Below are 15,216 nucleotides of genomic sequence, written 5' to 3' on the forward strand. Positions count from 1 at the left end.
GTGCGTTTCAATATGTATATACATAATTGCTGCCGATTGAAACGGAAAAGATGATGGTTGCTGAGAGCAAAGGCCGGGCAGGGGGGCTTCGCCTGTGGCGCAATGCGCGCCTTGTCACCATGGCCGAAGATTCTGCCGGACTTGGCGTTGTCGAACATGGCGCGGTCGCCGCGCGTGACGGCCGCATTGTCTATGCCGGCCCCGAATCGGAGATGCCCGCAACGCTTGCTCCGGACGAGACGATCGATTGCGAGGGCCGCTGGATCACGCCCGGCCTGATCGATTGCCACACCCATCTTGTCCACGCAGGCAACCGCGCAAACGAGTTCGAGATGCGGCTGGCCGGCGCCACCTATGAAGAAGTCGCAAAGGCGGGCGGCGGCATCGTCTCCTCGGTCAAGTCGCTGCGTGCCGCCAGCCAGGATGAGTTGGTCGCGCAGTCGCTGCCTCGCCTCGATGCGCTGATCGCGGAGGGCGTAACCACGGTGGAAGTAAAGTCCGGCTACGGGCTCGATCTCGAAAATGAGCAGAAGTCGCTGCGTGCCGCCCGCCAGCTGGGCGGCAAGCGGCCGGTGACGATCCGCACGACCTTCCTCGGCGCCCATGCGCTGCCGCCGGAAGCCAAGGGCGACAAGGACGCTTTTATCGATCTGGTCGCAAAAGAAATTCTCCCGGCGGTCGCCGCCGAAGGGCTGGCCGATGCCGTCGACGGCTTTTGCGAAGGTATTGCCTTTTCGCCCGGGCAGATGGCGCGCGTCTTCGACGCCGCCAAGGCTGCCGGCCTGCCGGTCAAGCTTCATGCCGACCAATTGTCGAACCTGCATGGGGCCGAACTCGCCGCCCGCTACGGCGCGTTGTCGGCCGATCATCTCGAATATACCGATGAGGCTGGTGCGGCGGCGATGGCGAAGGCCGGAACCGTGGCGACGATCCTGCCCGGCGCCTATTACTTTATCCGAGAGACAAAGAAACCGCCGATCGGCCTGTTCCGGCAGCACGGCGTCAGGATGGCTGTCGCCACCGACAACAACCCCGGCACCTCGCCGCTGACTTCGCTGCTTTTGACCATGAACATGGCGGCGACCTTGTTTGGCCTGACCGTCGATGAATGCCTTGCCGGCGTCACCCGCGAGGCCGCCCGTGCACTGGGCCTGCTCGGCGAAACCGGCACGCTCGAAGCCGGCAAATCCGCCGACCTGGCGATCTGGGACATCGAGCGCCCCGCCGAACTCGTCTACCGCATGGGTTTCAACCCGCTGCATGCTCGCATCTGGAGAGGACAATGACTGAACTGACCCTCAAGCCCGGCAATGCGACGCTGGGCGACTGGCGCGCCATCTATCGCGGCGCCGTGCCGAAGCTGGACGATGCCTGCAGGCCAAGAATCAAGGCGAGCGCCGAGGCTGTGGCGCGGATCGTTGCCAAGGGTGAGCCGGTCTATGGCATCAACACCGGCTTCGGCAAGCTGGCCAGCGTCCGCATCCCCTCCGAGGATCTCGAGACCTTGCAGCGCAACATCGTGCTGTCGCACGCCGCTGGCGTCGGCGAGCCGATGCCGGCCGCTGTTTGCAGGCTGATGATGGCGCTGAAGCTCGCCAGCCTGGCGCAGGGCGCGTCCGGTGTGCGGCCGCAAACCATCGAGTTGCTCGAAGCGATGCTGGCCAACGACGTCATCCCGGTGGTTCCGGCGCAAGGTTCGGTCGGCGCGTCGGGTGATCTGGCGCCGCTGTCGCACATGACGGCGGTGATGATCGGCGTCGGCGAATGCTTTACCCCGCACGGCCGTTTCCCGGCCAAGGTCGCCTTTGTCTCGCATGGGCTGGAACCGGTGACGCTGGGCGCCAAGGAAGGGCTGGCGCTGCTCAACGGCACGCAGTTTTCAACGGCCTATGCGCTCGCCGCCTTGTTCGAGGCCGAAGTGCTCTACCAGTCGGCGCTGGTCGCCGGTGCGCTGTCAACCGACGCGGCAAGGGGCTCCGATGCCCCCTTCGATCCGCGCATCCACCTGCTGAGGAAGCACCCTGGCCAGATCGAGACGGCGAACGCCTTGCGCAATCTGATGGCCGGCAGCGACATCCGTGAATCGCACCGGATCGGCGACGAGCGCGTGCAGGATCCTTATTGCTTGCGCTGCCAGCCCCAGGTGATGGGTGCTGCACTCACCGTGCTGCGGCAGGCAGCCGACACGCTCGGCACCGAGGCCAATGGCGTCACCGACAATCCGCTGATCTTCGCCGAGGACGACACGGCACTTTCCGGCGGCAACTTCCACGCCGAGCCGGTGGCCTTTGCCGCCGACATGATCGCGCTCGCCGTCTGCGAGATCGGTTCGTTGTCGGAACGCCGCATCGCCATGCTGGTCGACCCCGCGTTGTCCGGCATGCCGGCCTTCCTGACGCCGAAACCGGGCCTGAATTCAGGCTTCATGATCCCGCAGGTGACGGCGGCTGCTCTCGTCTCCGAGAACAAGCAGAAGGCCTATCCGGCCAGCGTCGATTCCATTCCCACCTCGGCCAACCAGGAAGACCACGTTTCGATGGCCGCGCATGGCGCGCGTCGGCTGATCGGCATGATCGAGAATGCGACAGCCGTGATCGGCATCGAATTGCTGGCCGCCGCGCAAGGCTGCGACTTCCATGCGCCACTGGCGTCGAGCGTCGCGCTCGAAGCGGTGCGCAAGCTGGTACGGGCCGAGGTGCCGCATCTCGACAATGACCGGCATTTCCACCCCGATATGGAAAAGGCCATCGCCATGGTGCGCAGCGGCGCGACAGTCAAGGCTGCCGGTGCGATAGCGCTGCCGTCGATTTCGGGAGCGGCATGATGACCACAACGCCCTGGCTTACGGTAACGCGCGGCACGGCACCGCTGCTGGTCTCGATCCCGCACACCGGCATCGACCTCGCCGGCCTCGAGAATCGGCTGGTGTCGCCCTGGCTCGGCCGCCGCGATTGCGACTGGTGGATCGACAAGCTCTATGATTTCGCCGCGGGCCTCGGAGCGACTGTCGTGCACACCGCGATCTCGCGCACCGTCATCGACGTCAACCGTGATCCGTCCGGCGCCTCGCTCTACCCCGGCCAGACGACGACCGGTCTCTGCCCGACCGAGACCTTCGACGGCGATCCGCTTTACCGCGAGGGCGAGGAGCCGGGGCCATCGGAGGTCGATGAGCGGCGCGAGAAATTCTTCGTGCCCTATCATGCCGCCATGCAGGCCGAGATCGACAGGCTGCGAACCTTGCACCAGACGATCGTCGTCTATGACTGCCACTCGATCCGCTCGGTGCTGCCGCGGCTGTTCGAGGGCACGCTGCCGGTGTTCAATCTCGGCACCAACGATGGCAAGAGCGCTGATCCGGACTTGCAGGCGATGGTCGCTCGGATCATGGCCGAAACCGGCGAGAGCTCTGTCGTCAACGGCCGCTTCAAGGGCGGCTGGATCACGCGCCATTTCGGTCAGCCTCAAGATGGCATCCATGCGCTGCAGATGGAGCTGTCGAACCGTGGCTACATGCGCGAGCCGGAAGGCAAGGGCGCGCCTGACAATTGGCCGGTTCCCTACGATGCCGAGTTCGCAGCACCGATCCGCGCCACGCTGGAAAAGATTCTGAACACCGCGATTGCCTGGGCGCAACGCTGATCAGGCAACGCTTTCGGGATGGACGCCATGACCGGACATGCCAGGACATTTCTTCTTGCCGTCGGGCTGCTCTCGGCCGCGGTCGTTCCGGCTCCTGCCGCCGAAGTGGCCATGACGGGCGCCGACATTCTCACCACCTTGAAGGGTGCCCGTGTCGAAGGCCCTGACTGGGCGCAGAGCTTCGATGATGGCGGCGCCACCATCTACACGAAAGGCGGCGCCCAGTCGCAGGGCCGCTGGGACGTGCGTGGCGACCAATACTGCTCGCTGTGGCCGCCCTCGGACGTCTGGGCCTGCTACGCCATGACCATCGATACTTCCGACCCGGCCCATGAGCAGGTCACCTGGATCAGCGCCGACGGCCACCGCAACGCCGCGCACCTCATTCGAAAGGGACAATGATGAACAATCCTCGCCACAACATCCGTGAAGTCCGCAGCCCGCGTGGCACGGAAATCAGCGCACGCTCCTGGCTGACCGAAGCGCCGCTGCGCATGCTGATGAACAATCTCGACCCGGACGTCGCCGAAAATCCCAACGAGCTGGTCGTCTATGGCGGCATCGGCCGGGCGGCGCGCACCTGGAACGACTTCGATCGCATCGTCGCCTCCCTGAGGACGCTGGCCGATGACGAGACTTTGCTGGTCCAGTCGGGCAAGCCGGTTGGCGTCTTCCGCACCCACCCCGACGCACCGCGTGTGCTGATCGCCAACTCCAACCTTGTGCCGCACTGGGCGACCTGGGAGAAATTCAACGAGCTCGATAGGAAGGGCCTGATGATGTACGGCCAGATGACGGCCGGCTCGTGGATCTACATCGGCACGCAGGGCATCGTGCAGGGCACCTACGAGACCTTCGTCGAGGCCGGCCGCCAGCATTATGGCGGCAATCTCAAGGGAAAATGGATCCTGACCGGTGGACTGGGCGGCATGGGCGGCGCCCAGCCACTGGCGGCGGTGATGGCCGGCGCCTGCTGCCTCGCCATCGAATGCAATCCGGACTCGATCGATTTCCGTCTGCGCACCCGCTATGTCGACGAGAAGGCGGAGACGCTGGACGAGGCGATGGCGATGATCGAGCGCTGGACCAAGGCCGGCCAGGCGAAGTCTGTCGGCCTGCTCGGCAATACCGCCGAGATCGTCCCGGAAATGTTCCGGCGCGGCATTCGCCCCGATATGGTCACCGACCAGACCTCGGCTCACGACCCCATCAATGGCTATCTGCCTAAGGGCTGGACGATGGCGCAATGGCGCGAGAAGCGCGTCAGTGACCCGAAGGCGGTCGAGAAGGCCGCCCGCGCCTCGATGCGCGAACATGTCGAGGCGATGGTGGCGTTCTGGAACGCCGGCGTGCCGACGCTCGACTACGGCAACAACATCCGCCAGGTGGCCAAGGAGGAGGGGTTCGAGAACGCCTTCGCTTTCCCCGGTTTCGTGCCGGCCTATATCCGCCCGCTGTTTTGCCGCGGCATCGGCCCATTCCGCTGGGCGGCCCTTTCCGGCGACCCGGAGGATATCTACAAGACCGACGCCAAGGTGCGCGAACTCACACCCGGCAACACCCACCTGCACAACTGGCTCGACATGGCGCGCAAGCGCATCGCCTTCCAGGGCCTGCCGGCCCGCATCTGCTGGGTCGGTCTTGGCGATCGGCATAGGCTGGGCCTCGCCTTCAACGAGATGGTCGCAAAGGGCGAGTTGAAGGCGCCGGTCGTCATCGGCCGCGATCACCTCGATTCCGGCTCGGTCGCTTCGCCGAACCGCGAGACGGAATCGATGAAGGACGGCTCGGACGCGGTGTCCGATTGGCCACTGCTCAACGCATTGCTCAACACGGCGTCAGGCGCCACCTGGGTGTCGCTGCACCATGGTGGCGGCGTCGGCATGGGCTTCTCGCAGCACGCCGGCATGGTCGTCGTCGCCGACGGCACGCCCGAGGCGGCCAGGCGCCTGGAGCGGGTGTTGTGGAACGATCCGGCGACCGGCGTCATGCGCCATGCCGATGCCGGCTACGACATCGCCATCGAGTGCGCGAAGGAGCACCAGCTCAATCTCCCCGGCATTCTCGGATGATTGGTTGAACCGATGCGCGTCCTGCGGGCATCTGAATACCGGTCGATGCCGTGGAAGAACGGCGGTGGCGTGACGACCGAAATCGCCGTCTCGCCTGCTGGCGCCGGGCTCGAAGACTTCGACTGGCGCGTCTCGATGGCGCGCGTCGAGGGCAGCGGCCCGTTCTCGCAATTTGCCGGGATCGATCGCACGCTTGCCGTGCTCGAAGGCGAGGGCATTGTCCTCGATATTGCTGGCCGCCCGCCGATATCAGTCACCAGGGTGACCGCACCGCTTTCCTTCCCGGCCGACGTGCCGACCGCGGCCGCGCTGATTGGCGGACCGATCACCGATCTCAATGTCATGACCCGCCGGAGCCGGATGACGCATTCGGTCGAGCGCATGGCGGTTTCGGCGCCGATGGAAATCAAGACCAAGGCGATGGTGACCCTCATCCTGTGCCTGAATGGGGAAATCATTGTGCCCGGCACCGAACCGGTTCGCCTCGGGCCGCTGGACACGCTGTTGCCTGGCGCGGACACCGCCAGCCTGCTTGTCCAACCCGTCCATGACACGACGCTGTTCGTGATCCGGATCGGCGGCATCACCGGCAACGATTAACGCTTGTTTCCAAACATGATCGCGATGCCGGCGAAATATAGCGTAAGCTGCTGGCGGCATCACGAAAAAGCCTGAATCCTCTTCGTCGATCGATCTTGACGGGAAGAGGGGCGCACGTCTTTGAATTTTTGCTGAGAGATGACGCCCTGTCGTGGTGCGGAAACAAACTTTCGGCAATTGGGGTTTATGCAACCAATTGCATTTGAATCGGTTTTAGGGCCATTGCCGTGGCGGTGACGCCGCTGAGTGCCGCATACGGAATTTTCAATGAATATTCAGACGAACCCTGCCCAAATCGAGAAGACAAGCGCGAGCTTCCCGGTAATCACGGAAGAGCCGATCCGATCCAATTTCATGCCCGAAGACCGCCTTCGGCTGCTTGGCGAAAGCCTGGCAAAAGGCGACTTGACGGATCTCTTCGGCCTGGCGCCGTTCGATTTTCAGGCGCGTATCCGCGACAGCGCCAAGAAGATTTTGGAGGTCTACCGTTCGACCAACGCCGCGCAGGCGCGAGGCGAGACGATCACGCCGGCGGCACAGTGGCTTCTCGACAACAACTATCTGGTCGAAGAAACCATTTTCCAGGTCAAGCGCGACCTGCCGCGCCGCTTCTACCGCCAGCTGCCCACCCTGAAACTGCCCGATGGCGGCAGCGTGCCGCGCGCGCTGGCACTGGCCTGGACCTATGTGGCGCATTCGGACAGTTCCGTCTCGGCGACGATGTTCAAGTCGATCGTCCAGGGCTTTCAGTCGGTCGAGCCGCTGAAGATCGGCGAACTCTGGGCGCTGCCATCATTGTTGCGCTTCGTCCTGATCGAAAATCTCCGCCGGCTGGCGGTCAGGGTCAATCGCACCCGCCAGATGCGCCAGATCGCCAACGACGTGGCAGACAAGGTTCTGGCTACCGACGACACTCCCGACCGGCAGGCGATCCTGTCCAACTTCAGCGCCCATGCGCAGGACACCACCTTTGCCACCCAGCTGCTCTACCGTTTGCGTGATGGATCGCAGAACGCCGGCAAGGCCCTGGAGTGGCTGGAAGGCGAGCTCGAAAAGACCGGCTCCGACGCCGAGGAAATCATCATTTCCGAACATCACACGCTGTCCAGCGGCAATGTGACGACCGGAAACATCATCCGCGGCCTGCGGCTCATCAACGACGTCGACTGGACGGTGTGGTTCGAAGGCGTCAGCCGCATCGATACCGTGCTGCGCGAGCGCACCGATTTCGCCGCGCTCGACTTCTTCTCGCGTGACCAGTACCGGACCGCGATCGAGGAACTGGCGCGCCGCTCGAACCTTTCGGAATATCGCGTCGCCGAGAAGGCCATCGAGCTGGCCGGTCACGCCGCCAGCGGGACCATCCCTGGTGATGGTGAAGGCGATGCCGCTCCGGCTGCGTCCGCCCACACCGATGTCGGTTTCTTTCTCGTCGGCCCGCGCCGGCTGGAACTGGAAAAGGCGATCGGCTACCGGCCGACGGTCAGCCAGACGACCAAACGCGCGTTCCGCAAGACCGGATGGCTCGGCATCGTCGTACCGGTGTTTGCACTGACGGCTCTGCTTCTGGTCCTCTCCGGCAACGCATTGGCCAATCTGGGTCTGTCGGTGCCGTCGATCGTCTTGATGCTGGCGCTGTTTGCGGTGCCGGCCAGCGAGGGCGCGCTCGCCTTCTTCAACACCGTCGTATCGCTCTTCCTGAAACCGACGCGCCTCGTCGGCTACGACTACAAGCACGGTGTACCGTCCGAGGCGCGCACCTTGGTGGTGGTGCCGTCGCTGATCGGCTCGCGCGACGACGTCGAGGAAAACATCCGCAACATCGAGGTGCATTACCTCGCCAACACGGCAGATGAAATCTACTTCGCGCTGCTGTCGGACTGGCCCGACAGCAAGACCGAGATCGATGCGGCCGACACCGAAATACTCGAATTCGCCCGCGCCGAGATCGCCCGCCTGAACGCCCGCTATCCCTCGCAAGGCGCATCGCGCTTCTACATCCTGCACCGGCGCCGTCTCTTCAACGCCGCCCAGGGCGCCTGGATGGGCTGGGAGCGCAAGCGCGGCAAGCTGCATGAGCTCGACCTCCTGCTGCGCGGCGACAGCGACACCACGTTCCTGCCGCTCGACGTGCCGCTGCCGGAAAACGTCGTCCATGTGATGACGCTCGATGCCGACACGCGCACCACCCGCGACGCCGTCGCGACCCTCGTCGGCAAGCTCTGCCATCCGCTCAACCGCCCGCATTTCGATGCCACCAAGCGGGTGGTGACGGCCGGCTACACCATCCTGCAGCCGCGCATCACCGCCTCGCTGACCAGTGGCGACGACGCGTCGTTCTTCCAGCGGGTCTTCTCCGCCAATCGCGGCCTCGACCCTTACGTGTTTGCCGTGTCCGATCTCTATCAGGACGTCTTCGGCGATGGCTCCTTCACCGGCAAGGGCCTTTATCATGTCGACGCCTTCGAGGCGGCGCTGCAGGGTCGCATCGAGGAAAACACCATCCTCAGCCACGATTTGCTCGAAGGTGCGCTGGCGCGCTCGGCGCTGGTCACCGACGTCGAGTTGGTCGAGGACTACCCGACACGCTACTCGGTCGACGCCTCGCGTCACCATCGCTGGGCGCGCGGCGACTGGCAGCTTCTTGGCTTCATCCTCGATCCGCGCTCCGGCGTGCCGGCCTTGTCGCGCTGGAAGATGGTCGACAATCTGCGCCGCTCGCTGACGCCGATCTTCTGGGTGATGGCGGCGATCGCCGGCTGGACGCTGCTGCCCTTCACGCAGGCCGCGCAATGGCAGGCCCTGCTGATCCTCAGCCTGTTCATGGCGCCGACATTCGACGTCGTCAACGCCATCCTGCCCAAGAGCGGCGACCAGACGCCGCGCGGTCATTTCTCGGCGCTGGCGCGTGACGTCGCCTTCGGCACCGCCATGGTGGCGCTCAAGATCGTGCTGATGGCGCATAACGCCTGGATGATGGGCGACGCCATCGTGCGCACGCTCTACCGGCTGTTGGTCAGCCGCCAGAACCTGCTGGAATGGCGCACTGCCTCGCAGGCGCACAAGAGCGGCGACAACGATCTCGGTTCCTACTACGGCATGATGTATGGCGCCGTGATCATCGGATTCGTCGGTCTCGCCATACCGGTGCTGGCCGATTCCACCGGGGCCTTCGTCGCTTTCTTCTTCGCCCTGTTTTGGATCGCCTCGCCGGCCATCGCCGCCTGGATCAGCCGTTCGGCTGAAACCGAGGACCGGCTGCGCATCTCGGCCGCCGACATCCATGCGCTGCGCACGGTTGCGCGGCGCACGTGGCACTATTTCGAAAGCTTCGTAACGGCCGAGCATCACAATCTGCCGCCGGACAATTTCCAGGAAAGTCCGGCGCCGGTCGTGGCGCCACGCACCTCGCCAACCAATATCGGCGTCTATCTGCTGTCCGTCGTCTCGGCTCGAGACTTCGGCTGGATCAGCCTGTCCGATGCCATTACCCGCATCGACGCCACGATGACCACCATCGAGGGCATGCCGCGCGACCGTGGCCACCTCTTCAACTGGTATGACACGACGACGCTGAAGCCGCTTTATCCGCTCTATATTTCGGCCGTCGACAGCGGCAATCTTGCCGGCCATCTGGTGGCGGTGGCGGCAGCCTGTGCCGAGTGGGCGGAAGCGCCCTCCGTCCACCTCCAGGGCGATTTCGAAGGCATTCTCGACACGGTCACCATCCTCAGTGAAAGCCTCGACGATCTGCCTGACGACCGCCGCCAGCTGCGCCCGTTGCGTCAGCGCCTGGCGGACCGTCTCGACGGCATGCGGCGCGCGGTCGAGACCATCAAGGCGCAGCCGGAAATGGCGTCGATCCGCACCATCAATCTGGCCGTGCTGGCCGGCGAAATCCGGAAGCTCGCCGCTGCCATCCACACCGAGGCCGCATCGGCCCAGAGCGACATCATCGTCGATTGGGCGGCGAGGCTGGAAGCCAGTTGTGAGGCGCACGTCCATGACGCGCACAGCGACGACAACGCCGTCGAGGCCCTGCGCGCCAAGCTCTTGACCTTGCGCGAGCGCACGCGCCGCTTTGCCTTCGAAATGGATTTTTCCTTCCTGATGCGGCCTGAACGCAAGCTGCTGTCGATCGGCTACCGCGTCGAGGAACACCAGCTCGATGAGAGCTGCTACGATCTTCTCGCCTCCGAGGCGCGGCTGACCAGCCTGTTCGCCATCGCCAAGGGCGACCTGCCGACCGAGCACTGGTTCCGTCTTGGCCGGCCCATCGTCGAGATCGGCTTCCAGGGCGCGCTGATGTCGTGGTCCGGCTCGATGTTCGAGTATCTGATGCCGCCGCTGGTGATGAAGGAGCCGCAAGGCAGCATTCTCAACCAGACCAGCAAGCTGATCATCAAGCGTCAGATCCAGTACGGCCGCCAGAAGAACGTGCCATGGGGGATTTCGGAAGCGGCCTACAACGCCCGCGACCGTGAACTGACCTACCAGTACACCAATTTCGGCGTCCCTGGCCTCGGGCTGAAGCGTGGTCTCGGCCAGAACACGGTGATCGCGCCTTACGCGACCGTGCTGGCGGCGCAGTTCAACCCGCGTGAAGCCGTGCAGAACCTCGCCCGGTTGCGGGAGGTCGGCGCGCTTGGCCGCCACGGCTACTACGATGCCGTCGACTTCACGCCGCAGCGCGTGCCGGAAGGCACCGATCATGTCGTCGTGCAGAACTACATGGCCCACCATTCGGGCATGTCGATCGTGGCGGTTGCCGATGCCATCTTCGAAGGCCGAATGCGCGACCGGTTCCACAGCGACCCGGTTATCGAATCCGCCGAACTGCTGCTGCAGGAGCGGGCGCCGCGCGACATCCCGACCGCGACCGTCAGGACCGAGGCCGACGAACGCGCCAAGGACGAGACCGAGATCGAGAGCCCCGACACCCGCATCGTGCTCGATCCGTTGCGGGCGCTGCGTTCGACCAGTGTGATGTCCAACGGCCGCTATTCGGTGATGGTCACCGCGACCGGGTCCGGCTACAGCCGCTGGGGCGATCTCTCCGTCACCCGCTGGCAGCCGGACCCCACCGAGGACCGGCTCGGCTCCTACATCTTCCTGCGCGATGCCGGCACCGGCGACTGGTGGTCGGCGACCGCGGAGCCAAAGCGCGCTGCCGAGGAAAAGGCGCAGACCCTGTTCTCCGACGACAAGGCGAGCTTCGTCAAATCGGTGGGCACCTTGCGCTCGGAGGTCGAATGCATCGTCATTTCGGAAGGAAATGGCGAGGGCCGTCGGGTCACCCTCTACAATGACGGCCCATCCGACCGTCACATCGAAGTGACTTCCTTTGCCGAACTGGTGCTCGGGTTGGAAGCATCGGACAACGCTCATCCGGCCTTCTCGAAGATGTTCGTCGAGACCGAGATCGCATCGAACAACGGTGCGATCTTCGCCACGCGGCGCAAGCGCGAAGCCAGCGAGCCCGATATCGCCATGGTGCATTTCGTCACCGATCCGTCGGGATTGGCGCGTGATGCCGAGGCCGAGACCGACAGGCGTGCCTTCATCGGCCGTGGCCGCACCATCGTCGACGCCGCCGCTTTCGATCCGGGCGCCAGGCTTGGGGGCCATTCGGGCTTCACGCTCGATCCCGTCGCCTCGCTGCGCCGCCAGGTGCGCGTGCCCGCCAACAAGAAGATATCCCTGACTTTCTGGACCGTCGTCGGCGCCAGCCGCACTGAACTGGAGGAGGCCGTTGCCCGGCTCGACCACCCGGAGAGTTTCGCTCGCCAGGCCATGCTCGCCTGGACCCGCAGCCAGGTGCAGACCCGCCATATGGGCCTCAGCCTGACCGATGCCGCAAACGTGCAGAAGCTGGCGCGCTATCTGATCTATCCGGATCCGTTCCTGCGTCTCCCCGCCGAATCCATCGCCTCGGGGCTGGGCAAGCAGTCGAGCCTGTGGCCGACCAGCATTTCGGGCGATTTCCCGATCTTCCTGGTCAGGATCGGCGACGTCGCCGACCTGGAGATCGTCGCCCAGGCGCTGCGTTTCCAGGAGTATATGCGCACCCGCGGCATGATGATCGATTTCGTCGTCGTCAACGAGCAGGCGTCCTCCTACGTCCAGGACCTGCAGCGTGCGGTCGAGACGCTGTGCGAAAACAGCCGCCTGCGCGGCAAGGAACTCGGGCCTCGCCAGCACATCTTCGCGGTCCGCCGCGACCTGATGGACGAGACGACCTACAAGACGCTGCTCGCCGTCGCCCGCGTGGTCCTGCACACGCGCAACGGCACCATCTTCGATCAGATCGAGCGGGCCGAGGCGGCTGCCCTGCAGGCGCGCGAACCCCAGCAGCCGGCAGGATCGCCGGTCCCGCGCGAACTGCCGTCGCTTGCGCCGATAGCCTTCGCCTCGCAGGCGGTGGCGGATGCCAGCGCCGACGGAAGCGGGCTCAGCCAGTGGAACGGCTTTGGCGGTTTCGATGGCGACGGGCGGCACTATGTCGTGCGCCTCGCCGGCCGGCGCACCACACCGCAGCCGTGGATCAACGTCGTCTCCAACGCTTCGTTCGGCTTCCATATATCGGCCGAGGGCGCTGCCTTTACCTGGAGCCGCAACAGCCGCGATTACCAGCTGACACCGTGGTCGAACGACCCGGTCTCGAATCGGCCGGGCGAGGGCCTCTACATCTACGATCAGGCTAGCGGCAAGGCGTTCTCGCCGCTCGCCGCCGTGGTGCGCGATTCCTCGATGACCTACGAGGCCTGGCACGGCCAGGGTTTCTCGACTTTCCGCTCGAAGCGCGGGCCCTTGTCGATGGATCTTACCCATGTCGTCGACCCGGTCGATCCGGTGAAGATTTCGCGATTGCGTATCCAGAATTCCGGTTCGGTGCCGGCGCGGCTGCGTGTCTATGCCTATGCCGAATGGGTGCTGGGCGGGCATCGGTCACGCACGGCGGCAACCATCGTCCCGTCCCGCGACGCTGCCACCGGTGCGTTGCTGGCGCAAAACCCCTACGGGCTCGATTTCAGCGAGCGGGTGGCTTTCCTGGCCGCCGACGGCGGCGTGCACTCGGTGACGACCGACCGCTCGGAGTTCCTCGGCCGGCACGGCACCAGCGAGCTTCCGCACGCGGTGCTGAGTGGCGCGGCACTCACGGGCCGTGTCGAGGCTGGAGACGACCCTTGCGCGGCGATCGCCCGTGACATCGAGATTCCGGCCGGCGGCGACGTGACGCTGCTCTGGTTGCTCGGCGATGCCGAGTCCGTCGAGGAAGCCAGCGCCCTGGTGCAGCAGCACCGGGGCAAGGATTTCGACAAGCGGCTGGCCGACAACGAGCGCGAGTGGCGCGGCTTCCTCGACACCATCCAGGTCGAGACGCCGGACAAGGCCCTCGACGCCATGGTCAACCACTGGCTGCCCTATCAGAGCCTGGCCTGCCGCATCCGAGCCCGCTCCGCCTTCTATCAGGCAAGTGGCGCCTTCGGCTTCCGCGACCAATTGCAGGACACGCTGGCATTGCTGGCGCATGATCCGCAGCTGGCGCGTGACCAGATCCTCAACGCCGCGCGGCGGCAATTCCCCGAAGGCGACGTGCAGCACTGGTGGCTGCCGCGCACCGGGGCCGGCGTGCGCACCATGATCTCCGACGACGTGGTCTGGCTGGCCCATGCCACGGCGCGCTATCTGCTGGTGACTGGTGACGCCACCATCCTGAAGGAGCAACTGCCCTTCATCGACGGACAGGCGCTGGGCGAGGGCGAGCACGATGCCTTCTTCACCCCGGAAGTTTCGAAGAAGACGGCCTCGCTCTACGATCATTGCGCGCGAGCGCTCGATCTTGCCATCAAGCGCAGCAGCCCGGCCGGGCTGCCGCTGATCCTTGGCGGCGACTGGAACGACGGCATGAACCGCGTCGGCGAGCAGGGCAAGGGCGAGAGCGTCTGGCTGGGCTGGTTCCTGCTGAAGACGCTGGGCGACTTCGCCGCCGTCGCCAAGACCGAGGGTGATGCCAAGCATGCGCAAGCCTGGGCAAAGCATGCCGATGCGCTGAAGCGGGCGCTCGAGAGCACGGCGTGGGACGGCGAATGGTACCGGCGCGGCAGCTTCGATGACGGCACGCCGCTTGGCTCGCGATCCTCGCAGGAGTGCAAGATCGACTCGATTGCCCAATCCTGGAGCGTGCTTTCGGGAGAGGGCGATCCGGCGCGGTCGACGACGGCGATGGAGCAGGCGACGAAGCTGCTCGTCGACGACAAGCTCAAGATCGTCAAGCTGTTCACGCCGCCCTTCTCGAAGACGGACAAGGATCCCGGCTACATCAAGAGCTATCCACCCGGTGTTCGCGAGAATGGTGGCCAGTACACCCACGCCGCCACATGGTTCGTCATCGCGCTCGCCGAAATGGGGCTGACCGACGAGGCCTATCGCTGTTTCTCGATGCTCAATCCGGTCAACCACGCGATCGACGAGGCCTCGGCCGAGCACTATCGCGTCGAGCCCTATGTGGTTGCGGCCGATATCTATGCCGGAGGCGACAAGGGTGGCCGTGGCGGCTGGACCTGGTACACCGGCTCCGCCGGCTGGCTCTACAGGGCGGCGGTCGAAGGCATCCTGGGCATCGAACGGCGTGGCAAGCGCGTCCAGTTCAAGCCGAAGCTCCCCAGCCACTGGGACGGGTATTCGGCGACCCTCAAGATGCTGGGTGCGGAACTCAGGGTTCGCGTCATCCGCGACAATAAGGCCAAGACGGTTTCATTGGAGCTGAATGGGGCGAAGACCAAGGTTTCGACGGTTGAGCTAAAAAGTGGCGAGGTTGCTGACGTCGTCATCAGAATCCCGGCCTGACGCCTGTCGCCCGACAGCGCGCCCTCGGGTTGGCCCCGGGGGAAGCGGTCTT

7 protein-coding genes are annotated in these 15,216 nt (G+C 65.0%); all 7 read left to right on the plus strand.

Translation table 11 applies throughout. The features are described from left to right. Positions 1 to 53: 53 nt before the first annotated feature. Positions 54 to 1,286, plus strand: coding sequence for an imidazolonepropionase (hutI, locus tag NR193_RS10115; protein WP_256750721.1), 1,233 nt, complete (start codon positions 54 to 56; stop codon positions 1,284 to 1,286). Continuing rightward, entirely contained in the window at positions 1,283 to 2,824 is a 1,542-nt protein-coding gene (hutH, locus tag NR193_RS10120; RefSeq protein WP_256750722.1) for a histidine ammonia-lyase, read from the plus strand. Before hutI ends, hutH begins: the two co-directional genes overlap by 4 nt. Then, on the plus strand, positions 2,824 to 3,642 hold the full coding sequence (gene hutG, locus NR193_RS10125) for an N-formylglutamate deformylase (RefSeq protein ID WP_256750723.1): 819 nt from the start codon (positions 2,824 to 2,826) through the stop codon (positions 3,640 to 3,642). The genes hutH and hutG overlap by 1 nt, the downstream gene beginning before the upstream one ends. A 27-nt stretch (positions 3,643 to 3,669) precedes the next feature. Beyond that, positions 3,670 to 4,044 (plus strand): hypothetical protein, encoded by a 375-nt coding sequence (locus NR193_RS10130; protein ID WP_256750724.1) that lies wholly within the window; start codon positions 3,670 to 3,672, stop codon positions 4,042 to 4,044. Further along, positions 4,041 to 5,714, plus strand: a complete 1,674-nt coding sequence (gene hutU / locus NR193_RS10135; protein WP_256750725.1) for a urocanate hydratase — start codon at positions 4,041 to 4,043, stop codon at positions 5,712 to 5,714. Before NR193_RS10130 ends, hutU begins: the two co-directional genes overlap by 4 nt. A gap of 12 nt (positions 5,715 to 5,726) precedes the next feature. Beyond that, positions 5,727 to 6,314: a HutD family protein gene (locus NR193_RS10140; protein ID WP_256750726.1), complete on the plus strand. Its 588-nt coding sequence runs from the start codon at positions 5,727 to 5,729 to the stop codon at positions 6,312 to 6,314. 267 nt (positions 6,315 to 6,581) lie between these two features. Beyond that, positions 6,582 to 15,164: a GH36-type glycosyl hydrolase domain-containing protein gene (locus NR193_RS10145; RefSeq protein ID WP_256750727.1), complete on the plus strand. Its 8,583-nt coding sequence runs from the start codon at positions 6,582 to 6,584 to the stop codon at positions 15,162 to 15,164. The last annotated feature ends 52 nt before the right edge of the window (positions 15,165 to 15,216 follow it).

Origin of the sequence: Mesorhizobium sp. Mes31, assembly GCF_024519675.1 — a bacterium.
In the GTDB taxonomy this organism is placed as follows: Bacteria; Pseudomonadota; Alphaproteobacteria; order Rhizobiales; family Rhizobiaceae; genus Mesorhizobium.